This is a genomic window from Cupriavidus numazuensis, from assembly GCF_905397435.1.
GTDB classification, from domain to species: domain Bacteria; phylum Pseudomonadota; class Gammaproteobacteria; order Burkholderiales; family Burkholderiaceae; genus Cupriavidus; species Cupriavidus numazuensis.
In genome coordinates, this window is the sequence record NZ_CAJPVI010000003.1 from 129,047 (window position 1) to 153,398 (window position 24,352).

Sequence of the window (24,352 nt, forward strand, 5' to 3'; positions counted from 1 at the left end):
TGAATTTCTTCCTTGCAGGAGTGTTTGATGAAGCATGTCACCACCGATCTTTGCGATGCCAACGAGCCGCGTCTGGCCGACGGCACGCTGCGCGTCATGGCACCGGTGTTCCGCGCGTTCGGCAAGCAGCAGGCCTTTGCCGGCCAGGCTGCCACACTGAAGATCTTTGAAGACAACTCGCTCGTGCGCGAAGCGCTGGAATCGCCGGGGCAGGGCCGTGTGCTCGTGATCGATGGCGGCGGCTCACTGCGCTGCGCGCTGGTCGGAGGCAACCTGGGTCTGCTGGCCGAGAAAAACGGCTGGGTCGGCATCATCGTCAATGGCTGCGTGCGCGACACGGGCGAGCTGGACGTCTGCGACATCGGTATCCGCGCGCTCGCCGCGCATCCGCAAAAGAGCCAGAAGCGCGGCGCTGGCGAGCGCGACGTGGCAGTGCAGATGCCCGGCGCGGTGGTACGCCCCGGCAACTGGATCTATGTGGATGCCGATGGCGTGCTGGTGTCCGAAGAAAAGCTGGGTGCCTGATATGCCGAGGGTCTTTGTCTACGGCACGCTGCGCGCCGGCGAGGTCAACGATCTGAACGCTGCTGCGCGCCGGCACGGCATCGCCGCGCCCACGCTGCTAGGCACGGGGACCATTGCCGGGCGGCTCTATGACTTCGGCACCTATCCGGGGCTCGTGCTTGATCCGGCGGCTGGTCCGGCGGTGGGCGATCTCTATGACGTGCCTGAGGCGCTGTTGCCAGTCCTCGACGAGATTGAGGAAGTCTATCCGGGCCAGGCCTCGCTCTTTGTCCGGGAAGAACAGACCGTCCTTCATCAGGGCCGGCCGGTGAATTGCCTGTTGTATCCGGTGGCCGATGCCGCTGTCACGGGACTACCGCGCATCGACAGTGGCGACTGGGTGGCTTACCGCAAGGCGCGCGATACCGCTGCGGCTTGATAACCGCTTCTCCCAGTCCGGAACGGCGCCCATTCGAGGCGCCGTTTTTCATTGTGATGCCCCTCCGGGTATGCCGCGATGGTACCGGGCCGGGCGATCGGCCTTTTTCTGCTCAAATTTCACAATGTGGAAATATATTTTGAGCCGCAAAATTATTGGGTTGCGAAGCACAATGGGATTTCTCATGATGGAATATTGTGTTCCGCATTGTGAAAATTGTTTCGTAAGATATTGATCTATAACAATAAAAAACTAAATAACGACAGCCCTCAAGGCCTGTTGCGACGCGGGACGTTTCCCTACACTCTTATATAAGACAAATGACCTTTGACGCAAAAAGCGCGTCGCCAGCCTGAGAAAAGCAGGCAGGTCAGGCATACGGATTTTCTTGCCATCCCCCAATTTGTCGCTAGGAGAGTGATATGAACCGCGAACAACAAATCCAGGCTCTGCAAAAGGATTGGGACACCAATCCCCGCTGGAAGGGCATCAAGCGCAACTTCAGTGCTGAAGATGTGGTGCGCCTGCGCGGTTCGGTCCAGATCGAGCACACGCTGGCCCGCCGCGGCTCCGAGAAGCTGTGGAACCTGCTGCACACTGAGCCATTCGTGAATTCACTGGGCGCACTGACTGGCAACCAGGCCATGCAGCAAGTGAAGGCCGGCCTGAAGGCCATCTACCTGTCGGGCTGGCAAGTCGCTGGCGACGCCAATCTCGCTGGCGAGATGTACCCGGACCAGTCGTTGTATCCGGCCAACTCCGTACCGCAGGTCGTCAAGCGCATCAACAACACGTTCCAGCGCGCCGACCAGATCCAGTGGAGTGAGGGCACGGGCGACACCGATTTCTTCGCCCCGATCGTGGCTGACGCAGAAGCCGGCTTCGGCGGCGTGCTGAACGCATTCGAACTGATGAAGTCGATGATCGAGGCGGGCGCAGCCGGCGTGCACTTCGAAGACCAGCTCGCTTCGGTGAAGAAGTGCGGTCATATGGGTGGCAAGGTGCTGGTGCCGACCCGCGAAGCGGTGGCCAAGCTGACCGCTGCGCGTCTGGCCGCGGACGTGTCGGGCGTGCCGACGCTGGTGATCGCACGTACCGATGCCGAAGCCGCTGACCTGCTGACCTCGGACGTGGACGACAACGACAAGCCGTTCTGCACCGGCGAGCGCACCGTGGAAGGTTTCTACCGCGTCCGCAACGGCCTGGAGCAATCGATTTCGCGTGCGCTGGCCTACGCGGAAGTTGCGGACCTGGTGTGGTGCGAAACCGGCAAGCCGGACCTCGAGTTCGCCAAGAAGTTTGCCGAAGCCGTGCATGCCAGATTCCCGGGCAAGATGCTGGCCTACAACTGCTCTCCGTCGTTCAACTGGAAGAAGAATCTCGACGACGCGACCATCGCCAGGTTCCAGCGGGAGCTGGGCGCCATGGGCTACAAGTTCCAGTTCATCACGCTGGCGGGCTTCCATTCGCTGAATTACTCGATGTTCAACCTGGCCTACGGCTACGCCCGCAACCAGATGAGCGCGTTCGTGGAACTGCAGGAAGCCGAGTTCAAGGCAGCCGAGAAGGGCTTCACCGCGGTGAAGCACCAGCGCGAAGTCGGCACCGGCTACTTCGACGCCGTGACGCAGACTATTGAAGGCGGCCAGTCATCGACGACCGCATTGAAAGGATCTACCGAAGACGAGCAGTTCTTCGAAGACAAGAAAGTGGCCTGACTCTCCTGGCCACCGTTTGCTGAAACATAGATCGGGGGGAACCGAGCAGTCTCTAGGTTCAGCAGACCAGGGGGAGCGTGCGACCATCACGCTCCTCTTTTTCAGGCACCGCGCCGTTTCTCTCTCAGGAGGCGGCGCGGTTTTTTTTTCGTTTTAGCAACTGCGCTCGCTCCATCGAGTGTTGCGTCAGGCGTGTGCTTTTGAGCCGTGGAGCTGCAGTCCCAGCGCCTTGATTACCTTGAGGATCGTGCCGAAGCTCGGATTGCCTTCGATCGACAGGGCCTTGTACAGACCTTCGCGCGACATACCCGCGTCTCGCGCCACCTGCGCCATGCCGCGTGCCCTCGCAATCACGCCAAGGGCATGGGCAATAAACGCCGGATCGTCACCGCCTTCGAGCAAGCAGGCCTCGAAATATTCGACGATGTCGTCTTCCGTTTTCAGGTGCTCGGCTGAATCCCACGGCCGGGTTTTGATTTTTTCCATTGCTCACTCCGTATCAAGCTGGCCGAGCATCTTGTGCGCGGCCTTGATGTCCGCATTTTGCGTAGATTTATCGCCGCCACATAGCAGGATCACCACGACGGCGCCGCGTTGCACGTAGTAGACGCGATAGCCCGGGCCGTAGTCGATGCGCAATTCAGTGATGGGTGCGCCGGCGGAATTCGTGTCGCCGGGGTTCCCCATCGCCAGAGGGTCGATACGCGCTTGAATGCGGCGCTTGGCCAAACGGTCCTTGAGGTCGTGAAACCAGACATCGAAGACTTCTGTGGTGCGGATCGTGGTCATTGGAAAAGTGTAATCCGCAGTTCACGGAGTGTAAGCTGTGGTTCACGGTTTGTCGACTCGCAGTATGGCGGCGGTCCTTTAAGGAAGGAGTTGGCCAAATGTAATTAATTGTCATAATTGGTGGCTATCGCGCATCAACCGCCCCGCATCGGCATAAAAGTGGAATAAAGTCCCGGTGCCTTGGATGGCACATTCAAGGCACATCCGACACACATCCTCTTGCACGCTTGCCGTGCGTTGATTCCGCGACACCATGAAAGCACCTCTCCTCATTGCCCTGGCAGCAGCAGCCGCCGCCGCGACCCTGGCCGGCTGCGCCGGCACCAACCTCGACGGCATGATGGCCGCCGGCAGCAGCCTGGCCAAGGCGGCTACGCTCAGCGACGCCGACGTCAAGAGCCTGTCCGACCAGGCCTGCGCCGAATCGGACAAGACCAACAAGATCGCCGCATCCGGCACGACGTATTCCAAGCGGCTGGTCAAAGTCATGGCGGGCCTGAAAAACTCGGATATGCAGAACGTCAACGCCAAGGTCTACATGACCAAGGACGTCAACGCCTGGGCGATGGCCAACGGCTGCGTGCGCGTGTACAGCGGCCTGATGGACATGATGACCGACGACGAGGTGCGCGGCGTGCTCGGCCACGAGATGGGCCACGTGGCGCTGGGCCACACGAAGAAGGCGATGCAGGTCGCCTACACGGCCACTGCGGCGCGCGGCGCTGCAGCGTCGGCCGGCAACAGCGCGGTGGCGGCACTCTCGTCGTCGCAACTGGGCGAACTCGGCGAGAAGCTGATCAACGCGCAGTTCTCGCAGTCGCAGGAATCGGCGGCCGACGATTACTCTTTCGACCTGCTGACGAAGAACAAGGCCAACACCACCGGCCTCGTGACGGCGTTCCAGAAATTGGCCAAGCTCGATGGCGGCAAGTCAAGCATGTTCTCGTCGCACCCGGGCTCGGACGCCCGCGCGCAGCATATCCAGGAGCGCATCAGCAAGGGTTCGTAAGCGCCCATGCGTTTGAAAGGCGGGTCGCCAGGACGGCTGGCCCGCCGTTCGAGTGCGGTGTCACGTATCAGTCATGTGACGCCTCTACACTACATGGCTTCATTCAGATTGAAGCCGCATTTATGTCCATACATTCGGACAGTCGCCATGCAGTCCGGCCGAGGTTCCGTACGCCTTGCGCCGAAGACCTGTGTGTGGCGACGCCGTCGGTGACTGCCAGCCAGAACAATGAAAGCGTGCTGGAGGTCTTTACCAGCCACCGCGAGCTCAATTGCCTGCCAGTCACCGAAGACGATGTGCCGATCGGAATGATCAACCGGTCGATCTTCATGTCGCAGATGAGCAAGCCGTACCACCGCGAGCTCTATAGCCGGAAAAGCTGCATTGCGTTCATGGACAAGGAGCCGCTGATCGTGGACGCGGCCACCAGTCTGGAGGCCCTGACCTTCAAGGCGGTCGAACATGGCGAGAAGGCGCTGGCCGAAGGTTTTCTGATCACGCGCGGCGGCAAGTTCGTGGGGTTCGGCCATGGCTTGCACCTGATGCGCATGGTCGGCGACATGCAGGCCGAGCGCAATCGCCAGGTCATGCAGAGCATCGACTACGCGAGCACGATCCAGCGTGCGATGCTGCGGCCTTCGCGCGATGCGCTGCTGGCCGCGTTGCGCGACGCCAGCCTGGTCTGGGAGCCGCGCGATACGGTTGGCGGCGATTTCTACCATTTCACGGACTGCGCGGACGGCTGGTTTGCCGCGATCGGCGATTGCACGGGCCACGGCGTGCCGGGCGCGTTCATGACGCTGATTGCCTCGACCATCCTGAGCCAGGCACTGGCCCAGCACGGCCCCCGCAGCCCGGCGGCGCTGCTGATGGCGGTGAACCAGGGCATCAAGCAGATGCTGGGGCAGGTTGAAGCGGACCGGGCGGCGCGCGAATCGGATGACGGCATGGATGCCGCGTTCTTCTGGTTCGATCGGGCCAGCGGCATGCTCACGTTCGCGGGCGCGAAATGCGGCTTGCTGATGCTCAATCCCGATGATGCCGACTTCACTGTGGTGGACGGCGATCGCGTGAGCGTGGGCTACGTCGACACGGGCCTCGATTACCATTGGCAGGATCGCACGGTGCCGACGCAACCGGGCACGCTGGTGTTCGTGACGACGGACGGGCTGATCGACCAGATCGGCGGCGCCAAGGATATTGCATTCGGCAAACGTCGCGTGCGCGAGGCCATTCTTGCGCAGCGCGCGGCCCCGGCGACGACGGTGGCCCAGGCCGTGCTGGAACAGCTCCGGCTCTGGCAGGGCGACCACCATCGTCGCGACGACCTGACTTTTCTTTGCTTTCGCATTCAAGTACCGGGCGGCTTATGACGGGATTTTCCATCGAGCGCGATTACAGCGCTTTCCTGGCCTCTGCGCGGAGCCACAACGTGATCTTCTATTACGTGGGCTATTTCTCGCAGAACATCATTGCGGCGATGTCGGAAGCGGTCCGGCTGCAGATGGCGGAGACACGCGTGGATGGCAGCACGCGCCGCAAGCTGTTTTCATCGTTCATCGAAATGGCGCAGAACATTGTCCATTACTCGGCCGAAGCGCTGACACCATCGTCGGACGAGGACCGGCAGTTGCGCCACGGCTCCGTCTGCATCAGTGTTGTGGGTCCGCACTACCGGCTCATGTGCAGCAATCCCGTGGCGACGGCTGCGGTAGAATCCCTGCGCGAAAAGCTTGAGCCGTTGCGCAGCATGACCTGCGAGGAGATCAAGCAAGCCTACAAGCGCACGCTGCGCGCGGAAGCGCCGGAAGGAAGCAAGGGAGCAGGCCTGGGCCTGCTGACGCTGGCTCGCGATGCCAGTGCCCCGCTCGAATTCCAGTTCCAGCCAATCGAAGCCAATCCCGCGTCGACGCTGTTTTGCATCACTGCCACGATCTAAGAACAAGAGGGGACCGGGATGGACGACCATCTCTTCATTGCGGCGACGCCGTCTTCGCCTGAAGTGAATTTCGATTTTGCGCAGCACCGGCTTTCCCTGAAAGGCGAGTCGTATCCGGAAAACGCGGCGGCGTTTTATGGCAAGGCGCTTGCCGCGCTGCGCGAATACCTGGCCAGCCGTAGCGAGGGGCAGGTCGACGTGGATATCGCGCTCACGTATTTCAACAGCTCCAGCACCAAGATGCTGTTCACCATGTTCGATGCGCTCAACGCGGCGGCGGAACGTGGGCTGGTTGTCACGATGCATTGGTACTGCGACGAGGAAGACGACACCATCCTCGAATTCGGCGAAGACATGCATGCCGACTTCCCGGCCATCCGCTTTGTGTCGCACGCTACGTCGGCCGGTTGAACGACGATGTCGGACGCCGATCTGTTCGCCCAGGAACACGGCATCCTTGCCGGTGCCCGCGCCGTCTTCGATAACCCCGCCGCGGGCGATAACGCGTACCGGCACTCGCTGGGCAACCTGATTGGCGCGTACGAACGCCTCATTCGCGACACCCGTCAGCTCATTCGCCGCAGCGACCGCGAAGAGCTGGAAATGAACCGGCTCAACTACCGGCTGCAGGAACTGGCTTCAGAACTGAAGTTTCGCGTCAGCCATGACGCATTGACTGGCGCCATCAGCCGTGGCGCGCTGGTGGAGCGCGCCGGCGCGATGCTGGACGATGGCTGTGTTGCCCTGATCATGGTGGACATCGACCACTTCAAGCGCGTCAATGATATCCATGGCCATCCGGCGGGCGATGCGATTCTGCAAGGCGTTGCAGCGTGCCTGATCCACTTGGTGGACGGCGAGGGACCGGTCGGACGCGTCGGTGGCGAAGAGTTCGCGGTACTGTTACCCGGGCAATCGCTGGAAGCGGCTGGCGAACTTGCCGAGCGCATGCGCGCGCATCTGGCTAGCACGCGCTTTACCGAGACTCCGGACGTTGAGGTGACGGCCAGCTTCGGCGTGAGCTGGAATGAGCGCCATGCTAGTTTCGAACGGGCCTATGCCCGCACCGACGAAGCGCTCTACGAGGCAAAACGCCTGGGCCGCAACCGCGTGGTGTGCTTGGCCTAGCGGCACAGCGCCTCAGTACCTCAGTGCAAGATCTGCTGGCTGTCCTTGATCTCCCGCCGGACACGCCGCGCCACCATCAACGGCAGATAGTCCCGGATGCGAGCCTGTGCGCTCAGGTCCTCCATCGTGTGTTCGTACATGTCCGCGACCAGCGTCTCCGGCGCATGGCATTCCTCCGCGATCTTGCGGATCAGTTCCTGCTTGCTGTCTGTCTTGATCATGGCCATTCCTCCGCGACTGCCATCCAGATTAGCAATCTGACTCCGCCGGGCAAGGTCCTTTTTGACTTTGCTCCGGGTGCTCCTTCCGGAACGACCCCCGCCTGACGCGCAAGTTTGCGCTCCCGCGTTGCATACGCAAAACAAAGTGACGCGTAGTCATGTCGCGGTAACACTTTGTCACAATAATTTGACCCTGTTCTCCACCTCTCTTCTGACTTGCGCAATGGCGCAGGATCAGTTCGCACACGCAGCATTGGGGCATTGCAGGTAGCTATGAGTATTCGTCATCGCATTACGCTGTTGATCATGCTGGCGTTCCTGTCGCTGGCCGGTATTGGCGGTTACGCCGTTTATCAGACGCGCGGCAGCGCCGCGCAGGTCCGGGAAGTCACGGAAGGTGTCGTCCCGAGTGCACTGGCGTCTGCTGACGTTGTCGCGCTCGTGAAGGACGTGCAGCTCGCGACGATGGCGCTCGTGTATGCGCCTGATGCCGCGCTGGCGGCACAGAACCAGGCCGAGCTAAAGGACCATCAGGCGGCGCTGGGCGAGGCGCTCGCAGCCCAGGCGAAGCACGCGCATACGCAGGCCCAGCGCGGGCTGGTGGAGCAAGCCAGGGAAAGCTTCGACAACTACGCCGAGGCCATCCGCGAAACCGCGGAAATGAAGGCCGCTGGCCGCGGTGAACTCGCGCAGGCTTTCCTGTTCGCCAACGTGGCGCGCTATCGCGACGAGATGGAAAAGATCGTCCAGACGCTGCGCGTCGAAAAGAACCGGGAAAAAGACGAGGCCGTCACCGCACTGAACGGGCTGATGCGCACGACCACCACGGCCATTGGCGTGGTGAGCAGCATCGCGGTGGTGCTGCTCGTAGGCGTCGGCATGGTGCTGTACCGCCAGATTGCGCGTCCGCTGACGCGCATGCAGGCGATGATGAGCGAGATCGCGGACAGCCAGGATTTTTCGCGCCGCGTGCCGGTTGGCAGCGCGGACGAGATCGGCCGTTCGATCGTCGCGTTCAACCGCATGATCGAGAAGATCCAGGAAAACGCGGGGCTGCTGCGGCAGAAGACGGCCGACATGCAGGCCATCCTGCAGAACATGCAGCAGGGCATCCTGACCGTAGTGCCGGGCGCGGTCGTCCATCCCGAGTATTCAAGGTTCCTCGAACAGATCCTGGAAACGCACGAGATCGAGGGCCGCAAAGTCATGGAGCTGATCTTCGCGCACAGCGATATCAGCGCCGAGGTGGCTTCGCAGGTGGATGCTGCCATGGACGCCTGCCTTGGGCAGGACCTGATGAACTTCGAATTCAACGAGCATCTGCTCGTGACGGAAGTCACGCGCCGCATGCCGGACGGGCGCGTGAAGGTCCTGGACCTGAGCTGGTCGCCGATCACCGACGAGCACGACAACATCGTGCGGCTGATGCTGTGCCTGCGCGATGTCACGCAGTTGCGCAAACTTGCGGCCGAGGCCAGCGAGCAGAAGCAGGATCTCGAGATCATCGGGGAGATCCTGGCGGTAAACGAGGCATCGTTCAGCCGCTTCATGGAAAACGCGGTCGGGTTTGCGCGCGAGAACGAGCGCATCCTGCGCCAGAACGTGCAGGCGGACATCGACGCGGTCAACGCGCTGTTCCGCAATATGCATACCGTGAAGGGCAATGCGCGCACGCACCAGTTCCGCCATATTGCCGAAGTCGCGCACGAGATCGAACAGTCGTACGACTCGCTGCGCAGCGCCGCCGCCCAAGGCGACTGGGACAAGGACCGGCTGCTCGACGAACTCGAGCGCGTGCATGATGCGCTGGGCCGCTATGCAACGATCAGCGAATCGCGGCTCGGGCGCGGCACACAGCGCCGTGGGTCGGCGGCTGGCATGCCGTCTGCCGATGAAGAGGCCATTCGCACGACGCTCGCGCTTGTGGAACAGTCCGATCCGACCAGTCTGCAAGAGCTTGCCGCGATGCGCGATGCGGTGCACCGGAACCTGAGCCACCTGGGCACGGTTAGCGTCGATCACGCCTTGTCGGGTGTGCTGAACTCCCTGCCTTCGCTGGCAGCCGAACTTGGCAAGGCCGCGCCGACCGTACAGGTCAATGGTGGCGGCCAGCGCGTGGTGGCGAAGGCCGGCATCGTGCTCACGGACGTATTCACTCACCTGTTGCGCAATGCGCTCGACCACGGGATCGAGCAGCCCGACGTGCGCCGCCTGGAGGGCAAGCCGGGTGCGGGCCGGATCACGGTCGATGTGATCACGGACGAGCAGGGCCTGCGGGTAACGCTGGCCGATGACGGCCGCGGGCTGGGCCTTGGGCGCATCCGCAGCATCGCCATCGCGCGCGGTTGGCTGCAAGCCGATCAGGCGTGCAGCGATGCAGAGCTTGCGCAGTTCATCTTCCGAGCCGGGTTCTCGACCGCGCAGAACGTGACGGCGGTCTCCGGCCGAGGTGTCGGCATGGAGGCGGTGCTGGCCTTCCTGCAACGCGAGGGCGGCAGCGTAAACCTGCACTTTACCGACAACAGCGAAGGCGCCATGTTCCGGTCCTTCGAAACCATCGTGCGGCTGCCGCAACGCTGCATCGTGGCCACCGCCGGACTTGAGAACCGACAGCCGCAAGCGGGCCGTGCAGCTGTATCGCAGCCGGTGGAAGCATGAACGATTTGAGGATCAGTGTCAGGGCAATGAGCAGACAGTCTTTGGTGGAAGGATTTGCCGGCCGTACCGGCACGTGGGCCGCGCGATGGAGAACATGGTTCGGTGACAGGCGCGCTGCGCGCGTTCCGGGAGTGCAGCCCGTGACAGAGCCACCCTTGTGGCAGGAAGATGGCGAACGCGAGTTGCGCGAGGCCGCCGAACAGCGCGTGGCGCAACTCGAGCAGGAACTTGCGCAGACCAGGGAGGCTTTGACGCAGCAGACCCGGCAGGCACGCCAGGCAGCCGAGGCGCTGCACGGCGCGCAAGGGGCCGCGCGCAACGCGGCTGCGCATGCCGCCCGTATCGCTGCCGAAACGAACCGCCTGCGCAGCCTGGCGACGACTTTCGAACGCTGGCACGAGCAGATGATCGCGCTGATGGCGCAGAACCGCGAGATGCACACCAAGAACGCGGAGCTGGCTTCTATCGTGCGACACGTCGTCATTGTCTCGTTGAACGCTTCGATCGAAGCCGCGCATGCCGGGCAGTTCGGCCGCGGCTTTGCGATCGTCGCCGGCGAAGTCAGAACGCTTGCGGCCCGGTCGGAAGCGCTGGCGCGCGGCTTCGGCGAATGCCTGCACAAGAACGACCTGTCCACGGCGGCGACGTTCCAGGATATCCAGGCCGGCGGCAAGATGGTCACCGCGTCGCTGAGCCAGGTCGAGTCACTGGCCGGCCAGCTCGCTTCGCTATCAGGCAGGGCAGGGTCGTGATCAGCGCGAACGCAAGCGACAGCTTTGACCGGATCCTGCAGCACGCCGTGCGCAGCCGTCTGGTGATGGATGCCGCCGACCACTGCAGCGTGGCGCGCGTCAGCACGGAAACGATGGCGACCGACGCGGATATCGTCACGTTCACGATTTCGGGCCTCGCGTTTCGGCTGCTGCTCCTGCTGCACCTGCCAGCGCGTGCACAGACGCGCGAGTACTTCGTGCGTGATGCGGCCAGCGTGACGCCGCTGGAGGGTTTCCTGGAAATCGGCAATCTGTGCTGCGGTGCCATCAGCCACGCACTGTCGGCGCATTTCCCGGATCTGGGCATGTCCACGCCCTACGTGCTCGGCGCGCATTGCCTGTCGCACGTCGATGCGCTCGGCCCCGAAATGCTGGCCACTTATGCGGTGGTCATCAACGATGGGGTGCAGGTGGGCGTGACGCTGGCAGTGTGTGCGGATGGCCCGCTCGACTTCCAGGCCGATATCCCGGCAGAGACCGAGAGTTGCGGCGAGCTGGAATTGTTTTGATACGAAAGTTGATACGAAAGAAGACGAGGCAATAAATGGGGAAGATTCTCGTAGTAGACGACTCGAGCACGGTGCGGGACGAGGTCGCCGGATTCCTGCGGCGCAATGGCCTGGATGTGGAGACTGCGGTGGACGGCAAGGACGGTCTTGCGAAGCTGCGTGGCCGTCAGGACATCCGGCTGGTGGTCAGCGATATCAACATGCCCGAGATGGACGGCCTGACCATGGTGGAAAAGATCCGCGGCGAACTGAATAACGCCGGTGTCAACATCATCATGCTGACCACGGAAAGCAGCCCGGCCATGAAGGAGCGCGGCAAGGCAGCCGGCGTTCGCGGCTGGATCGTCAAGCCGTTCAAGGGCGACGCCGTTCTCGAAACGCTCCGCAAGCTCGCCGCCTGAGCGGAAAATGCAAGGACCGGGGCGCTGCCCCGGCCCGATCCGCTGGCCCGATCAGAATCAGCGATAAACGATCACCGGAATGTCGGTGTGCGTGAGCACCTTCTGGGTTTCCGAGCCCAGCAGGAGCCCGGACAAGCCGCGCCGGCCGTGCGAAGCCATGAAGATCACGTCGCAGCCATGCCGCTCGGCCGCGTCGATGATGCCGAGGTAAGGCACCGCAAACGTCGACATGTCGGTGTCAAACGTCACGCCCGCAGCCATGGCGAGGTTTTCCACTTCCTTCAGGTACAGCTTGGCCTGGTTCTCGATGCGGTCCTTGAAGGCCTGCGGCGCTTCGACCACGATCTCGCTGAACGGCGTGTATGGATACTCTTCCAGGCAAACATAGGCAGTGACGCGTGCGCCGATGGCCTTGGCCAGTTCCAGTCCGCCGTTGATTGCCTTCTTGGACAGGTCGGAACCGTCGGTCGGTAGAAGGATGTGTTGGAACATGCGGGACTCCTTTCATGCGGGGAATGAGGGGAGGGCAGGCCCGGTTGCGACCTTCACAAGACCTTTGCTTGCGACCGGAAAGCGCCTGTCTGAAAACCATTGTAGACAGTGTGCCGAGTAGGGCATTGCGCTAAATCAATTGCAACAGAGTGTGATAGCGCACATCCGGCCACCGCGTCGCTGCCTTATCCCGCCATTGCCGTCATGGCTGGCCGTGCCGGGGCCTGCTCAGTCCGGCGCCAGTAGGCCGGATTGCCGTAGGTGTTCTTCAGGTGGTCGATGAACAAGCGCACGCGCAGCGGCAGGTGCTTGCGCTGCGGAAATACGGCGTGGATGCCGATGGGCGGCGCCTGGAACTCATCGAGCACCGTCACCAGCCGGCCGCTGGCGATTTCGCTGCCGACTTCCCACCACGAACGCCAGGCCAATCCATGGCCCTGCAGGCACCACTCGTGGAGCACGGCGCCGTCCGTGCATTCCATATCGCCGCCCACCTTGACCGTGACCGTACGGCCTTCCTGCTGGAACACCCAGCCTCGCTGCACATTGGCACTCGCGCCGAAGGCCAGGCAGTTATGGCCCTGCAGTTCTTCCGGCAGAACCGGAGTGCCTGCCCTGGCCAGATAGTCGGGTGATGCCACCACCACTCGCCGTGTTTCCGCAAGACGGATGGAAACCAGACTGGAGTCCGGCAGATCGCCAAGCCGAATGGCGCAGTCGAAGCCTTCGTTGACGAGATCGACGACGCGGTCGGACAGATCCAGCGTAATCGTCACATCCGGGTGCGATTCGATAAACAGCGGCACCAGCGGCGCCACATGCTTGCGTCCGTAGCCGGCCGGGGCCGTGACACGAAGGTGGCCGCTGGCCTTCACGCCACCTGCCGACACGCTCGCTTCCGCGTTGTGCAGGTCGTTCAGGATGCGCTGGCAGTCTTCCAGGAAGGCCGACCCCTCGAAGGTCAGGCTGATCTTGCGCGTGGTGCGGATCAGCAGCTTGACGCCGAGCCGCTCCTCCAGGGCATCGATGCGCCGTCCGATGATGGCCGGTGCCACCCCTTCGGCTGCCGCCGCGGCGGACAAGCTGCCGCGCGAGGCCACGGATACAAAAGTCTCCAGTTGTTTGAAATGGTCCACGAATGTTTGCCTGCGATGCCTGCGCGATCACCCGCACGGGCTGGTGGACGGGGATTTCGCGCAAATGGGAGAGGATTGGTGTTTATTGTTCGATGAGTCAGCCAAGATTAGATGCCGAAAAGTAAAAGATCAAGTGACCCGGGGCCGCTTTGCCGCACTGCAGCGACTGCCTACAATGCGATGCATTCATTGGTGTACAGCCCCACGCAAACGCCTACGGCACCGCACATTCCCGGAAACCAGAGCGCCTCATGACCAAGATCCGCGCAGTCGTCTTCGACGCCTACGGCACGCTGTTCGACGTGTATTCCGTCACGGCGCGCGCGGAGCAATTGTTCCCGGGCAAGGGCGAGGCCCTGGCGCTGCTGTGGCGCGAACGCCAGATCGACTACACCCGCGTTCGCACCATGGCCTCGCCCGACGGCAAGTACTACAAGCCGTTCTGGGCGCTGACGGTGGATTCGCTGCGCTACGCAGCAGAACGACTGCGCGTGACGCTGGACGAGGCGACCGAGGCGCAGTTGCTCAAGGAATACGCCTGCCTGTCTGCGTTCCCGGAGAACCTGGGCGCGCTCAAGCGACTGCGACGCGCGGGCCTGCCACTGGGCATCCTGTCGAACGGCAATGCAGAGATGCTCGATATCTCGGTCAAGAGTGCGGGCATGCACGGGCTGTTCGATCATGTGTTGTCCGTCGATGCCGTGCGCCAGTACAAGACGGCACCGGCGGCCTATGCGCTCGGGCCGAAGGCATTCGACCTGCCACCCGAAGACATCCTCTTTGTCTCGTCGAATGGCTGGGATGCCTGCGGCGCGACATGGTTTGGCTACACCACGTTCTGGATCAACCGTGCCGGCCACCCGGCGGAGCGGCTCGACGTAGCGCCCTCCGGCACCGGGCACGATATGAACGACCTGCTCGATTTCGTCCGCGCCAAAGGCGTGGAAATCTGAACGGCAACGAGCGGTCAACCCTCTAACAAGCTATCGACTAACAGGAGAAGACTGATGGCTATCACGCTGCCCGCGGGCATGAAGATTACCGGCGAGATCCTGCCGGCCTACGAAGATATCCTCACGCCGGAAGCACTGGCCCTGGTAGACAAGCTCCACCGCGCTTTCGAGCCGCGCCGCCAGGAACTGCTGGCCGCTCGCGTGGAGCGCACCAAGCGCCTGGACGCCGGCGAACTGCCTGATTTCCTGCCGGAGACCAAGCACATCCGCGAAGGCGACTGGAAGGTGGCCCCGATCCCCAAGGCCCTGGAATGCCGCCGCGTGGAAATCACCGGCCCGGTCGAGGCCAAGATGGTCATCAACGCCTTCAATTCGGGCGCTGACAGCTACATGACCGACTTCGAGGATTCCAACACCCCGAACTGGCACAACCAGCTGCAGGGTCAGGTGAACCTGAAGGCCGCCGTGCGCCGAACGCTGACGCTGGAGTCGAAGGGCAAGCAATACAAGCTCAACGACAAGATCGCTACGCTGCAGGTGCGCCCGCGTGGCTGGCACCTCGACGAAAAGCACGTCACGATCGACGGCAAGCGCGTCTCGGGCGGCATCTTCGATTTCGCGCTGTTCCTGTTCCACAACGCCAAGGAGCAGATCGCCCGCGGCGACGGCCCGTTCTTCTACCTGCCGAAGATGGAAAGCCATCTGGAAGCACGCCTGTGGAACGACGTCTTCGTGATGGCCCAGAACGAGATCGGCCTGCCGCAAGGCACCATCAAGGCCACCGTGCTGATCGAGACCATCCTCGCCGCGTTCGAAATGGATGAAATCCTGTACGAACTGCGCGAGCACAGCGCTGGCCTGAACGCCGGCCGCTGGGACTACATCTTCTCGTGCATCAAGAAGTTCAAGAACGACAAGAACTTCTGCCTGGCCGACCGCGCCAAGGTCACCATGACCGCGCCGTTCATGCGTGCCTATGCACTGCTGCTGCTGAAGACCTGCCACTACCGCGGCGCGCCCGCCATGGGCGGCATGAGCGCACTGATCCCGATCAAGAACGATCCGGAGAAGAACGCCATCGCCATGCAGGGCATCATCAACGACAAGAAGCGCGACGCGACCGACGGCTACGACGGCGGCTGGGTGGCTCACCCGGGCCTGGTCGAGCCCGCCATGAAGGAATTCGTGGACGTGCTGGGCGACAAGCCCAACCAGTTCGGCAAGCAACGCCCGGACGTGAACGTGAAGGGTTCGGACCTGCTGGACTTCCAGCCGGAAACGCCGATCACCGAAGGCGGCCTGCGCATGAACATCAACGTCGGCATCCACTACCTGGGCGCCTGGCTGGCCGGCAACGGCTGCGTGCCGATCCACAACCTGATGGAAGATGCGGCCACCGCCGAAATCTCGCGCTCGCAGGTGTGGCAGTGGATTCGCTCGCCGAAGGGCAAGCTGGAAGACGGCACCAAGGTTACGGCCGAGCTGGTGCGCAAGCTGATTCCGGAAGAACTGGCCAAGGTGAAGGCCGAAGTCGGCGGCGAGACCAAGACGTACGACCGCGCTGCGGAAATCTTCGAGCAGATGTCGACGTCGGAAGACTTCGCCGAATTCCTGACGCTGCCGCTGTACGAAGAAGTCTGAGCCTGTAGCGGCTTGTTGCAGTGAAGAAACCCGCGGTGAAAGCCGCGGGTTTTTTGTTTTTCGGCGCTGTCGCAGTGACGACATCGTTCGCCCGCATCGCCTCAATATTCTCGTCGCAGCATGAAGCCAAGGACGCCCGTGCCATTGCGGGCTCCCGCTCGTTGCGGCGCAGCAATCGCGCAGTCAAACGCATCCTGGCAGCGTTACCCACTGTGTCAGTCGGTGTGGCCGACGCCACTGCTGGCGGCCATTTCACACTGAAACTCAGGGTTTAACCTGTGAATAGCCGGATGTGACCTAGGTCGGCCAGAGCGAGACTATATTCAGTTCAAAGCTCGCGACCATCGAACGGCGACGAGGCAAGAACCCACGGAGACAACACTGTGATAACCATTCGCATACGCGCGCCCCGATCTCCCTGCCCCCCGGATCAACGACAAGCGCGATGTGAGGGTGGCCGCATCGCCAGCGCATGGAAAGCCGCGTTTGCCATGGCGGCGTTGATGACGGCAGCTTCATCGCATGCCGCCCCGGACGCGGCGCGCGCCCGGCAGCTTGCGAACCAGAACGCTTGTCTTGGCTGCCACGCGGTGAATGCACGGCTGGTCGGCCCTTCGTATGCGGAGGTCGCAGCGAAGTACAAGGGCGTGGATCCATCGACCCTGGCCGCGAGCATCAAGGCTGGCGGCGCCGGCAAATGGGGCAGTACACCCATGCCCGCACAAGCCGGGCTTTCCGACGCCGACGCGCGGACCCTTGCCGAATGGATCCTTGCCGGCAGCCCGGACAAGTAAAAGAAGAAGCTGCGCCAGTTTGCGGCGCCGCCAGCGTCTCGCCAGACGCTTAAACCTGATGGGAGTCTTCCATGAAAGTCATCCCGATTTCCCAGATCGACGAGAAGGAACGTCGCGAACCGGCCCGCGCAACGTTGACGCGCAGAAGCCTCCTGAAAGGAGCGGGTGTGCTGATCGGCACACTAGCGGCGGGCAGCCCGCTGGCATTGCTGGCGCCGTCAACGGTCTGGGCCGTGGAGCTCAAGGTACTGAACCAGCAACAGGGGGACACGCTGATGCAGATGGGCCGCGTGTTGTTCCCGCATGAGAAGTTCCCGGACGCAATCTACGCACTGCTCGCCAAGGACCTGGACGCCGCGGCGGCCAAGGATGCCAGCGTCGCGGATCAATTGCGTGCGGGCATTGCTGCTCTGGATCGCGAGGCGGGCGGCAGCTTTGTCAAAGCCGACGCCGCGAAACGCCTCGCAGCGGTCAAGGCGATGGAGGGGCAGCCTTTCTTCAATACGGTGCGCGGCAAAGCGGTGACATCGCTGTACGACAGCGAAATGGCTTTCGCCGCGCTCGGGTATCCAGGCTCCGCGTGGGAAAAAGGCGGATACATCGTTCGCGGCTTCCAGGACCTGAAGTGGCTGCCGGATCCGCCTGCATCAGCGAGCCCGCCGCCTTATATGGGCTGAGTCCAGAGCGCTCCGGCGGTTCCTCCGAAGCAAAGATATCGCAGCACAGAAGAGGCGTGCGCCCTGCGTGGCAGACGACCCCTGAACGGAGACAAAAATGGCCAAGTTCGACTTCAGTGACGACTCCGTTGTCGTCATCATCGGTTCAGGCGCCGGCGGCGGGACGCTTGCCAATGAGCTGTGCCAGAAGGGCATCAAGGTCGTGGTGCTTGAGGCGGGTGGAAAGCAGTCCAACGCGAGTTTCATCAATGACGAGTGGAAGGCCTTCAGCCAGCTCGCCTGGCTCGACAAGCGCACGACCTCCGGCACGTGGCGTATTGCGAAGGATTTCGCGGAATTGCCGGCATGGGTCTGCAAGACGGTGGGAGGCACCAGTACGCATTGGGCCGGCGCTTCGCTTCGGCTCCAGGAGCACGAGTTCCGGGTGCGCACGGTGTATGGCGACATCAAGGGGGCGAACCTGCTGGACTGGCCTGTCACGCTGAAGGAACTGGCGCCGTATTATGCGAAGGCCGAGGACAAGATGGGGGTGACACGAACACACGGCATCCCGGGGCTGCCTGGAAACAACAACTTCAAGGTCATGTACAACGGCGCCACGCGCCTGGGGTACAAGGAAGTCAACACCGGCCATATGGCGATCAACAGCCAGCCGCGCAAGGACCGGGCCAGGTGCATGCAACTCGGGTTCTGCTTCGAAGGTTGCAAGAGCGGTGCGAAATGGTCCACCTTGTACACCGAGTTACCCGCGGCGGAAGCAACCGGCAAGTTCGAACTGCGGACGCAGGCGCATGCCACCCGTATTGAGCATGACCAGAAAGGGCGCGTGAATGCCGTCGTGTACATGGATGCCGATGGCAAGGAGCAGCGGCAAAAGGCCCGCGTCGTCTGCGTGGCCGGGAACGCCATCGAGACGCCCCGCCTCTTGCTGATGTCGGCTTCAGGCATGTTCAAGGAGGGCCTTGCCAATTCGTCAGGGCAAGTGGGGCGCAACTATATGCGCCATATGACGGGGTCCGTCTACGCGGCCTTCAATGAACCCGTCCACATGTATCGCGGGACGACGATGGCCGGCATCGTGCGGGACGAAGCACGCAATGACACGCGGCGCGGATTCGTGGGCGGCTATGAACTCGAAACACTCGCGCTGGGCGTTCCGTTCATGGCAGCGTTCCTGAACCCTGGTGCCTGGGGCAGCGACTTCACGTGGTGGATGGACAGATACACGGATCTCGCCGGTCTCTGGATTGTCGGCGAGGACATGCCGCGCGAATCCAATCGCGTCACGTTGAACAGCAATGTCAAGGACCATTGGGGAAACTACGTTCCCAATGTGCATTTCGACGATCACGAGAACGATATCGCGATGCGAAATCACGCCTACACCCAATCAGAGCGCCTGTACGGAGCCGTCGGAGCCATCAAGACATTCCGGACGCCGCCATATCCTTCGACCCACAACCTGGGGACGGCGCGCATGAGCGCGCGCGCAAGCGATGGCGTATGCAATAAATGGGGGCAGACTCACGACATCGCGAACCTGTTCATCAGCGACGGTAGCCAGTTCACGACTGGCGGGGCGGAGAATCCGACACTGACCATTGTGACCCTTGCCATCCGGCAGGCCGACTATATCGCCTCCCGGATGTCAAAGAGAACGATCTGACCCCGAGACAATGACCAGCGCAGAGGCTCCCTATGTGCGAGTTCTTCGTTACGGCAGACCCCATTCACTATGAATCGCGGACGCGCTCGGTGCGCATTCATGGTGTGCAGACCAGCATCAGGCTGGAGAACTTCGTCTGGGACACGTTGTCGACCCTGGCGGCAGAGGAAGGCATGACGACCAACGCGCTGATCGTACAGTTCCACGACGAGATCATGCGGCATCGAGGCGACGTGCAAAACTTTACGTCCTTCCTGAGAGTCACGTGCCTTCGCTTTCTTCGCAGGAAATGCGATCAGTTTGAAGAGGCCCAGCAGGGCAAGGAATTGATCGAAGAGCCGACGGCTTCCTCGCCCAACATTGGAATCACGACTCACTGACCATGGCTAAATTCATCCATACGATGATCCGGGTGCGCGATCTTGACGCATCCCTCAGGTTCTATGACGAAGTGCTGGACCTGAAACCCTCGCACAGGCTCGATTTTCCTGATTTTTCGCTGGTGTACCTGCGCAACCCGGCGAGCGATGTGGAGCTCGAGCTTACCTATAACAAGGGCCGTAGCGAACCCTACACGCATGGGGACGGCTACGGCCATGTTGCGGTGGTGGTGGACGATGTTGCCGCTAAGCACGCCGCGCTGTTGACAGCGGGGTATCAGCCGCTACCCGTAAAGGAGTTCAAGTCCGGCGACGAACTCCTGGCCAGGTTCTTCTTCATCCAGGACCCGGATGGGTACAAGATCGAAGTGCTCGAACGGCACGGACACTATCGTTGAAATTCGCAGGTCCGCACGCCAGTCATCCGCCGCCTGCTTTCGATTCACCCCATTCCGGCGTTCGACGACAACTGCATCCAAGCATGGAGGGGTCGTCGATCCTGGCGATGCGACGGTCGTTCTTGACAAGGCCGGCTCCTGCAAGCACCGCCATTTCGGGTTACGCTGTGCGCTGCTTTTCCCCACATAGGGCCGTTCCCGCCACAAATCCCATGACCCAACCGCTTCGCATCGACTTCATTTCCGACATCTCCTGTCCGTGGTGCGCCATCGGCCTGTCCTCGCTGCAGCTTGCACTGTCGCGACTCGGGGATGCCGTAGAGGTCGAGATCGCCGTGCATCCTTTCGAACTGAATCCCGACATGGGCCCCGAGGGCGAGTCGATCGTCGAGTACCTCGGCAAGAAATACGGGCGCACTGCGGAGCAGATTGCCGAGACGCAGGCGATGATCCGCGATCGCGGCGCTTCGGTGGGCTTTGCTTTCGGGCCGCGTACGCGCGTCTACAACACGTTCGACGCACATCGGCTGCTGCATTGGGCAGGGCTCGAAGGCCGCCAGCTTCCGCTCAAGCTCGCACTGCTGAAGGCCTACCATGGCGAGGGCCAGGATCCCAGCGATCAGGATGTGCTGGTCGACGTTGCAGAATCGGTCGGACTCGATGGCGCGCGGGCGCGCCAGGTGCTGCAGGGTGGCGACTACGCCGATGAGGTGCGCGAGGCGGAACGCGAGAACCAGTCGATGGGCATCAGTTCCGTGCCGGCCATCATCTTCAACCGCCGCTACCTGGTGACGGGCGGCCAGCCGGCGGAAGCCTTCGAACAGGCGATCCACAGCATCCTGGCGGAAACCGCAAAGGAATAGGGCATTCACGCGGACAAAAGGGACCGTTCGCGAAATCCAGCTTTACGTCAGGGGCAAATCGCCGGAAGTTACGCTCTTGCTGTCGCGCGATAGCAAACGGGCCTGCGCTTCCTGAAGGGGCGTCAGCCCGGCGTGCCCCCTGTAGCTTGCAAGGCGTGCGCTTCCCCAAGGAGCCGCGCCGATTCATGAAATGAAAGATCAATTCTCCGAAACCGCCACTGCCGCGGATGTTGTTTCCTGTGACGATCACGGCCGATTCAGCCTCGATAATCCCGCGCTGGAAAGCGTCGGTGTCCGCATTACCCAATGGCGCCGCGATTACGTGGAGCTGGAACTCGACGTCGCGCCCCATATGCTCAACCGGAGCCGCGTCATTCACGGGGGCACCATCTGCACCCTGCTTGATGCCGCGACGGGTTATTCGGGCCTGTACTCGCCGCCCGGCGAAGCGCCGTTGCACGCCGTCACGTTGTCGCTGACGTCAAACTTCCTGAGCAACGGGACAGGCAAGCTGCTGACCGCGAAAGGCATGGTCGAGCGGCGTGGCCGTTCGATCTTCTTCTCGCGCGCGGAGGTCTGGCTGGACGAAGAAACGCTCGTCGCCACGGGCGTGGCGACGATGAAATACCTCAAGTGAGCGAGGAATTCGCCGCGAGCGCAGTCGTCACGCGGCGTTTGCGGTCTCGGTGCTGTTCGCGCTCGGCGCTTGCGTGCCGGACGGTACCTTGTAGCGGTTGTAGCCCCACAGATACTGCTCGGGGAATCGGCGGATCATCTCCTCGACCTCGGCATTGATCCATGCAGCCTGTTCTTCCGTAGTCGGCGGCATTGGCGCGGTCAGTCGCTTCACATGCATGCGCCAGCCGCGCCCATGCGGCAGCCGCTCGCCGGCGGCGATGATCAGTGGCGCACCGGTTTGCGAAGCCAGCTTGCACGGCAAGGTGATCGTGTAGGCCTTGCGGCCGAAGAAGGGCACCCAGACGCCATCGCCCTTGGGAGCCTGATCGGGCAACAGGCCGACCGCCTCGCCTTGTCGCAATGCGCGTACGAATGCACGTACGCCCTGTGCGGTTGCCGGAACCGCCTTGAGGTTCGACGTTTCGCGCACCCAATCAAGCAGGTCCCGAAACACCGCCTTGCGATGCGGCCGGAACATGATCGTCAGCGAGATGCGTTCCGCGGCATAGCGGGCCGCCAGTTCGAAGCATCCCAGGTGAGGCGTGAGCATGACGAGACCGCGGCCTTCGGCCAGCGTTTGCTCGATCACGTCCCAGTCTTCGCAGATGACCTTTTCCATACAATCCGGGCTGCGAAACCAGACATGGGCCAGTTCGGTCATCATCGCACCGGTTTCGGCCGCCGCCCGGCGCGCGAAAGCAGGCCCCGGATATCCGGCCTGCATGGCGTTCTGCTGCACATGCTGGCGGTATCGACCGGGCAGGGCATAGACAAGCCGTCCCAACATGCGTCCGAGTGCATGGGCGACTGGCAGCGGCAGCGCGGCAACGAGCCGTACCACCATGGCAAGGGGGCTGCGTGAGGAAGGCTGGCGTGGGGATGCGGTCACGCGAGCGTCTCCCGTTTCAGCGTGAAATCAATAGCGCGGCGGGACATGCGGGCCTCTCGCGTTGAAGGGCGCTCACTGTACCACGCATCGGTTTTCGGGCCGCAGTTTTGGCGGGGAACGCGGTGCGCTTGCAACGATGGCACGCGCGCGGCCGCGATTTGGGGACAGATTGGCGATGGCATACGGGACCGGATCAGGATGTTCGAATCCTGCCGCACCGGCCCCGCTTCGCGATCAGATCATCAGACGATCAGAACGAAGGGACCATCGCGCCCTTGAACTGGGTCTTCATGAACTGCTTGACGTCTTCCGACTGATAGGCCGCCACCAGCTTCTTCACCCACGGCTTGTCCTTGTCCTGGGTGCGCACGACGATGATGTTTGCGTACGGGCTGTGGATGTCTTCCAGGCCGATCGCGTTCCTGGTCGGCTGCAGGCCGGCGGCCAGCGCATAGTTGGTGTTGATGACGGCGGCGCCGACGTCGGGCAGGGCGCGGGCCAGCTGGGCGGCGTCCAGTTCCACGATCTTCAGCTTCTTCGGGTTCTCGGCGACGTCCAGCGGGGTTGCGTTGGTGCCGTTGGTGCCCGCGCCGGCCTTGAGCTTGATCACTCCCTGTGCCTGGAGCAGCAGCAGCGCGCGGTTCTCGTTCGACGGGTCGTTGGGCACGGCGACCTTGGCGCCCTGCGCCAGGTCCTTCGGCGACTTCAGGTTCTTCGAGTAGATGCCCAGCGGCGAGATGTAGGTATAGCCCACGCTGACCATCTTGTAGCCGCGCTGCTTGATCTGGCTGTCGAGGTAAGGCTGGTGCTGGAAGCTGTTGGCGTCGAGGTCGCCGGCATCCAGCGCGGCGTTCGGCTGCACGTAGTCGTTGAATTCCACGACCTTCACGTTCAGGCCATTCTTCTTGGCCACTTTCTGCACGACTTGCCAGACTTCGGCGTCCGGACCGCTCACGGTACCCACGCGAATGGTCTGTTCCTGGGCCGAGGCGCTGCCGGCGGCGACAATGAAGCCAACGGCGGACACGGCAACCGCCAGACGCTTGTAAAGGGAGATGCTGCGCATAGGAGAGTTTGGATGTTATTGGAAGCTTGTGGCTTGAAAGGCGCCTGACCCCGGTCCGTGTAGGGTGGGGCGGGCGAAGCCAAAGATTAACGCAATTGCGTCCAAACGGGGCTGCGCAGGGTATTTGGGCGTCTATTTCTTTTTCATATGCTTATGAATTCAAGTGCGGCGGGAATGCTGCCATTTAATGGCGTGAGCTTCCATACCCCTCACCCTTCCACTCAATAAAACAAAGCCCATGCCCAAACGGGTCCGACAGCGTCGCCTGCCGGCCCCAGTCGAACTCCTGCGGCCAGTCCTCGATCTCCGCGCCGGCTTCCAGAGCGCGCTCGATGGCGGCCTCGAGGTTGTCCACGACAAAATCGAGGTGCACCGGCGTCCAGTGCCGGCGGTAGTCGCGCCGAGTATCGGCGCGCGAGGTCGGGCGCGTGCCGGCCGGCTTGGCGAGCAGGTAGATGGGCGTGGCGCCGCCCGTCATTTCTGCGACGGTATCGTCAAACAGCTTGCGGCTCAGGCGTAGGCCCAGTCCTTCCTGGTAGAAGCCGATGCCGCGCGGCAGGTCATCGACGTCGACGTTGATCAGCAACTCCATCACGGTCTCCTGACAGCTTTGGGGGGATAGCTGCCGCAT

30 protein-coding genes are annotated in these 24,352 nt (G+C 62.3%); 22 read left to right on the top strand and 8 right to left on the bottom strand.

The window, feature by feature from the left end:
* Positions 1-27: 27 nt before the first annotated feature.
* The 3 genes from rraA to aceA all read left to right on the top strand — a co-directional run bounded on the left by rraA (position 28) and on the right by aceA (position 2,661).
* The gene (rraA, locus tag KHO41_RS04205) at positions 28-525 is read left to right on the top strand and encodes a ribonuclease E activity regulator RraA (protein WP_211952048.1); all 498 of its coding nucleotides are present in this window, start codon (positions 28-30) and stop codon (positions 523-525) included.
* 1 nt (position 526) lies between these two features.
* On the top strand, positions 527-943 hold the full coding sequence (locus tag KHO41_RS04210; RefSeq protein WP_211952049.1) for a gamma-glutamylcyclotransferase family protein: 417 nt from the start codon (positions 527-529) through the stop codon (positions 941-943).
* Between the two features lie 422 nt (positions 944-1,365).
* Complete coding sequence (gene aceA / locus KHO41_RS04215) at positions 1,366-2,661, top strand: isocitrate lyase (RefSeq protein ID WP_211952050.1); 1,296 nt, start codon at positions 1,366-1,368, stop codon at positions 2,659-2,661.
* A 186-nt stretch (positions 2,662-2,847) separates the two neighbouring features.
* Here aceA and KHO41_RS04220 read toward each other — a convergent pair whose 3' ends face one another.
* Both KHO41_RS04220 and KHO41_RS04225 read right to left on the bottom strand, forming a co-directional pair.
* Positions 2,848-3,147 carry an addiction module antidote protein gene (locus KHO41_RS04220; protein WP_211952051.1) on the bottom strand — a complete coding sequence of 100 codons (300 nt, stop codon included), beginning with the start codon at positions 3,145-3,147 and terminating at the stop codon, positions 2,848-2,850.
* Between the two features lie 3 nt (positions 3,148-3,150).
* The gene (locus tag KHO41_RS04225; RefSeq protein WP_211952052.1) at positions 3,151-3,450 is read right to left on the bottom strand and encodes a type II toxin-antitoxin system RelE/ParE family toxin; all 300 of its coding nucleotides are present in this window, start codon (positions 3,448-3,450) and stop codon (positions 3,151-3,153) included.
* Positions 3,451-3,703: 253 nt separating this feature from the next.
* Between KHO41_RS04225 and loiP the strand changes: the two genes are divergently transcribed.
* The 5 genes from loiP to KHO41_RS04250 all read left to right on the top strand — a co-directional run bounded on the left by loiP (position 3,704) and on the right by KHO41_RS04250 (position 7,526).
* A complete protein-coding gene (gene loiP, locus KHO41_RS04230; RefSeq protein WP_211952053.1) occupies positions 3,704-4,459 on the top strand; it encodes a metalloprotease LoiP in 756 nt (251 codons plus the stop codon).
* A 122-nt stretch (positions 4,460-4,581) separates the two neighbouring features.
* Positions 4,582-5,832 (top strand): SpoIIE family protein phosphatase, encoded by a 1,251-nt coding sequence (locus tag KHO41_RS04235; RefSeq protein ID WP_211952054.1) that lies wholly within the window; start codon positions 4,582-4,584, stop codon positions 5,830-5,832.
* Positions 5,829-6,398, top strand: a complete 570-nt coding sequence (locus tag KHO41_RS04240; protein ID WP_211952055.1) for a SiaB family protein kinase — start codon at positions 5,829-5,831, stop codon at positions 6,396-6,398. The genes KHO41_RS04235 and KHO41_RS04240 overlap by 4 nt, the downstream gene beginning before the upstream one ends.
* An 18-nt stretch (positions 6,399-6,416) precedes the next feature.
* A complete protein-coding gene (locus KHO41_RS04245) occupies positions 6,417-6,809 on the top strand; it encodes a DUF1987 domain-containing protein (RefSeq protein ID WP_211952056.1) in 393 nt (130 codons plus the stop codon).
* A 6-nt stretch (positions 6,810-6,815) separates the two neighbouring features.
* Positions 6,816-7,526, top strand: a complete 711-nt coding sequence (locus tag KHO41_RS04250; RefSeq protein ID WP_211952057.1) for a GGDEF domain-containing protein — start codon at positions 6,816-6,818, stop codon at positions 7,524-7,526.
* Positions 7,527-7,546: 20 nt separating this feature from the next.
* On the opposite strand, the gene KHO41_RS04255 is transcribed toward KHO41_RS04250, so the two are convergent.
* A complete protein-coding gene (locus KHO41_RS04255; RefSeq protein ID WP_211952058.1) occupies positions 7,547-7,747 on the bottom strand; it encodes a DUF3562 domain-containing protein in 201 nt (66 codons plus the stop codon).
* A 273-nt stretch (positions 7,748-8,020) separates the two neighbouring features.
* Here KHO41_RS04255 and KHO41_RS04260 point away from each other — a divergent pair, with 273 nt between their 5' ends.
* The 4 genes from KHO41_RS04260 to KHO41_RS04275 all read left to right on the top strand — a co-directional run bounded on the left by KHO41_RS04260 (position 8,021) and on the right by KHO41_RS04275 (position 12,088).
* Positions 8,021-10,405 (top strand): HAMP domain-containing protein, encoded by a 2,385-nt coding sequence (locus KHO41_RS04260; protein WP_211952059.1) that lies wholly within the window; start codon positions 8,021-8,023, stop codon positions 10,403-10,405.
* Between the two features lie 140 nt (positions 10,406-10,545).
* A complete protein-coding gene (locus KHO41_RS04265) occupies positions 10,546-11,157 on the top strand; it encodes a methyl-accepting chemotaxis protein (protein WP_244873704.1) in 612 nt (203 codons plus the stop codon).
* Positions 11,154-11,687 carry a hypothetical protein gene (locus KHO41_RS04270; protein WP_211952061.1) on the top strand — a complete coding sequence of 178 codons (534 nt, stop codon included), beginning with the start codon at positions 11,154-11,156 and terminating at the stop codon, positions 11,685-11,687. The genes KHO41_RS04265 and KHO41_RS04270 overlap by 4 nt, the downstream gene beginning before the upstream one ends.
* A gap of 35 nt (positions 11,688-11,722) precedes the next feature.
* Complete coding sequence (locus tag KHO41_RS04275; protein WP_211952062.1) at positions 11,723-12,088, top strand: response regulator; 366 nt, start codon at positions 11,723-11,725, stop codon at positions 12,086-12,088.
* Between the two features lie 57 nt (positions 12,089-12,145).
* Here the strand turns inward: KHO41_RS04275 and KHO41_RS04280 are convergent, their stop codons facing one another.
* Positions 12,146-12,580 (bottom strand): universal stress protein, encoded by a 435-nt coding sequence (locus KHO41_RS04280; RefSeq protein WP_011298116.1) that lies wholly within the window; start codon positions 12,578-12,580, stop codon positions 12,146-12,148.
* 185 nt (positions 12,581-12,765) lie between these two features.
* The gene (locus KHO41_RS04285; protein WP_211952063.1) at positions 12,766-13,716 is read right to left on the bottom strand and encodes a LysR family transcriptional regulator; all 951 of its coding nucleotides are present in this window, start codon (positions 13,714-13,716) and stop codon (positions 12,766-12,768) included.
* A gap of 251 nt (positions 13,717-13,967) precedes the next feature.
* On the opposite strand from KHO41_RS04285, the gene KHO41_RS04290 reads away from it, so the two are divergent.
* The 10 genes from KHO41_RS04290 (at position 13,968) to KHO41_RS04335 (ending at position 21,725) form a co-directional block, all read left to right on the top strand.
* Positions 13,968-14,669 carry a haloacid dehalogenase type II gene (locus tag KHO41_RS04290; RefSeq protein WP_211952064.1) on the top strand — a complete coding sequence of 234 codons (702 nt, stop codon included), beginning with the start codon at positions 13,968-13,970 and terminating at the stop codon, positions 14,667-14,669.
* 54 nt (positions 14,670-14,723) lie between these two features.
* A complete protein-coding gene (gene aceB, locus KHO41_RS04295) occupies positions 14,724-16,310 on the top strand; it encodes a malate synthase A (RefSeq protein ID WP_211952065.1) in 1,587 nt (528 codons plus the stop codon).
* Between the two features lie 20 nt (positions 16,311-16,330).
* Entirely contained in the window at positions 16,331-16,585 is a 255-nt protein-coding gene (locus KHO41_RS04300) for a hypothetical protein (RefSeq protein WP_211952066.1), read from the top strand.
* Between the two features lie 216 nt (positions 16,586-16,801).
* Positions 16,802-17,104 carry a c-type cytochrome gene (locus tag KHO41_RS04305; RefSeq protein ID WP_211952067.1) on the top strand — a complete coding sequence of 101 codons (303 nt, stop codon included), beginning with the start codon at positions 16,802-16,804 and terminating at the stop codon, positions 17,102-17,104.
* A gap of 71 nt (positions 17,105-17,175) precedes the next feature.
* Complete coding sequence (locus KHO41_RS04310) at positions 17,176-17,781, top strand: gluconate 2-dehydrogenase subunit 3 family protein (RefSeq protein WP_211952068.1); 606 nt, start codon at positions 17,176-17,178, stop codon at positions 17,779-17,781.
* Between the two features lie 97 nt (positions 17,782-17,878).
* Positions 17,879-19,447, top strand: coding sequence for a GMC family oxidoreductase (locus KHO41_RS04315; RefSeq protein WP_211952069.1), 1,569 nt, complete (start codon positions 17,879-17,881; stop codon positions 19,445-19,447).
* Positions 19,448-19,479: 32 nt separating this feature from the next.
* The gene (locus tag KHO41_RS04320) at positions 19,480-19,827 is read left to right on the top strand and encodes a ribbon-helix-helix domain-containing protein (protein ID WP_211952070.1); all 348 of its coding nucleotides are present in this window, start codon (positions 19,480-19,482) and stop codon (positions 19,825-19,827) included.
* 2 nt (positions 19,828-19,829) lie between these two features.
* The gene (locus KHO41_RS04325; RefSeq protein ID WP_211952071.1) at positions 19,830-20,225 is read left to right on the top strand and encodes a VOC family protein; all 396 of its coding nucleotides are present in this window, start codon (positions 19,830-19,832) and stop codon (positions 20,223-20,225) included.
* 212 nt (positions 20,226-20,437) lie between these two features.
* Positions 20,438-21,088: a DsbA family oxidoreductase gene (locus KHO41_RS04330; RefSeq protein ID WP_211952072.1), complete on the top strand. Its 651-nt coding sequence runs from the start codon at positions 20,438-20,440 to the stop codon at positions 21,086-21,088.
* A 190-nt stretch (positions 21,089-21,278) separates the two neighbouring features.
* The gene (locus tag KHO41_RS04335; protein ID WP_244873706.1) at positions 21,279-21,725 is read left to right on the top strand and encodes a PaaI family thioesterase; all 447 of its coding nucleotides are present in this window, start codon (positions 21,279-21,281) and stop codon (positions 21,723-21,725) included.
* Positions 21,726-21,752: 27 nt separating this feature from the next.
* Here KHO41_RS04335 and KHO41_RS04340 read toward each other — a convergent pair whose 3' ends face one another.
* From KHO41_RS04340 to KHO41_RS04350, 3 genes are all read right to left on the bottom strand, one after another.
* Positions 21,753-22,610, bottom strand: a complete 858-nt coding sequence (locus KHO41_RS04340) for a lysophospholipid acyltransferase family protein (RefSeq protein WP_211952141.1) — start codon at positions 22,608-22,610, stop codon at positions 21,753-21,755.
* A gap of 295 nt (positions 22,611-22,905) precedes the next feature.
* On the bottom strand, positions 22,906-23,721 hold the full coding sequence (locus KHO41_RS04345) for a MetQ/NlpA family ABC transporter substrate-binding protein (RefSeq protein ID WP_211952073.1): 816 nt from the start codon (positions 23,719-23,721) through the stop codon (positions 22,906-22,908).
* A 184-nt stretch (positions 23,722-23,905) separates the two neighbouring features.
* Positions 23,906-24,313, bottom strand: coding sequence for a VOC family protein (locus tag KHO41_RS04350; RefSeq protein ID WP_211952074.1), 408 nt, complete (start codon positions 24,311-24,313; stop codon positions 23,906-23,908).
* Positions 24,314-24,352 lie beyond the last annotated feature (39 nt).

Excerpts from the sequence above, each read along its gene's own strand:
- KHO41_RS04350 (WP_211952074.1), bottom strand. The coding sequence starts at position 24,313 with ATGGAGTTGCTGATCAACGTCGACGTCGATGACCTGCCGCGCGGCATC.
- KHO41_RS04305 (WP_211952067.1), top strand. The coding sequence starts at position 16,802 with ATGGCGGCGTTGATGACGGCAGCTTCATCGCATGCCGCCCCGGACGCG.
- KHO41_RS04325 (WP_211952071.1), top strand. The coding sequence starts at position 19,830 with ATGGCTAAATTCATCCATACGATGATCCGGGTGCGCGATCTTGACGCA.
- KHO41_RS04240 (WP_211952055.1), top strand. The coding sequence starts at position 5,829 with ATGACGGGATTTTCCATCGAGCGCGATTACAGCGCTTTCCTGGCCTCT.
- KHO41_RS04225 (WP_211952052.1), bottom strand. The coding sequence starts at position 3,450 with ATGACCACGATCCGCACCACAGAAGTCTTCGATGTCTGGTTTCACGAC.
- KHO41_RS04255 (WP_211952058.1), bottom strand. The coding sequence starts at position 7,747 with ATGATCAAGACAGACAGCAAGCAGGAACTGATCCGCAAGATCGCGGAG.
- KHO41_RS04335 (WP_244873706.1), top strand. The coding sequence starts at position 21,279 with ATGAAAGATCAATTCTCCGAAACCGCCACTGCCGCGGATGTTGTTTCC.
- KHO41_RS04310 (WP_211952068.1), top strand. The coding sequence starts at position 17,176 with ATGAAAGTCATCCCGATTTCCCAGATCGACGAGAAGGAACGTCGCGAA.
- KHO41_RS04320 (WP_211952070.1), top strand. The coding sequence starts at position 19,480 with ATGTGCGAGTTCTTCGTTACGGCAGACCCCATTCACTATGAATCGCGG.
- KHO41_RS04250 (WP_211952057.1), top strand. The coding sequence starts at position 6,816 with ATGTCGGACGCCGATCTGTTCGCCCAGGAACACGGCATCCTTGCCGGT.
- rraA (WP_211952048.1), top strand. The coding sequence starts at position 28 with ATGAAGCATGTCACCACCGATCTTTGCGATGCCAACGAGCCGCGTCTG.
- KHO41_RS04235 (WP_211952054.1), top strand. The coding sequence starts at position 4,582 with ATGTCCATACATTCGGACAGTCGCCATGCAGTCCGGCCGAGGTTCCGT.
- KHO41_RS04220 (WP_211952051.1), bottom strand. The coding sequence starts at position 3,147 with ATGGAAAAAATCAAAACCCGGCCGTGGGATTCAGCCGAGCACCTGAAA.
- KHO41_RS04210 (WP_211952049.1), top strand. The coding sequence starts at position 527 with ATGCCGAGGGTCTTTGTCTACGGCACGCTGCGCGCCGGCGAGGTCAAC.
- KHO41_RS04340 (WP_211952141.1), bottom strand. The coding sequence starts at position 22,610 with ATGGTGGTACGGCTCGTTGCCGCGCTGCCGCTGCCAGTCGCCCATGCA.
- KHO41_RS04330 (WP_211952072.1), top strand. The coding sequence starts at position 20,438 with ATGACCCAACCGCTTCGCATCGACTTCATTTCCGACATCTCCTGTCCG.
- aceA (WP_211952050.1), top strand. The coding sequence starts at position 1,366 with ATGAACCGCGAACAACAAATCCAGGCTCTGCAAAAGGATTGGGACACC.
- KHO41_RS04280 (WP_011298116.1), bottom strand. The coding sequence starts at position 12,580 with ATGTTCCAACACATCCTTCTACCGACCGACGGTTCCGACCTGTCCAAG.
- KHO41_RS04275 (WP_211952062.1), top strand. The coding sequence starts at position 11,723 with ATGGGGAAGATTCTCGTAGTAGACGACTCGAGCACGGTGCGGGACGAG.
- aceB (WP_211952065.1), top strand. The coding sequence starts at position 14,724 with ATGGCTATCACGCTGCCCGCGGGCATGAAGATTACCGGCGAGATCCTG.
- KHO41_RS04260 (WP_211952059.1), top strand. The coding sequence starts at position 8,021 with ATGAGTATTCGTCATCGCATTACGCTGTTGATCATGCTGGCGTTCCTG.
- KHO41_RS04245 (WP_211952056.1), top strand. The coding sequence starts at position 6,417 with ATGGACGACCATCTCTTCATTGCGGCGACGCCGTCTTCGCCTGAAGTG.
- loiP (WP_211952053.1), top strand. The coding sequence starts at position 3,704 with ATGAAAGCACCTCTCCTCATTGCCCTGGCAGCAGCAGCCGCCGCCGCG.
- KHO41_RS04290 (WP_211952064.1), top strand. The coding sequence starts at position 13,968 with ATGACCAAGATCCGCGCAGTCGTCTTCGACGCCTACGGCACGCTGTTC.
- KHO41_RS04345 (WP_211952073.1), bottom strand. The coding sequence starts at position 23,721 with ATGCGCAGCATCTCCCTTTACAAGCGTCTGGCGGTTGCCGTGTCCGCC.
- KHO41_RS04315 (WP_211952069.1), top strand. The coding sequence starts at position 17,879 with ATGGCCAAGTTCGACTTCAGTGACGACTCCGTTGTCGTCATCATCGGT.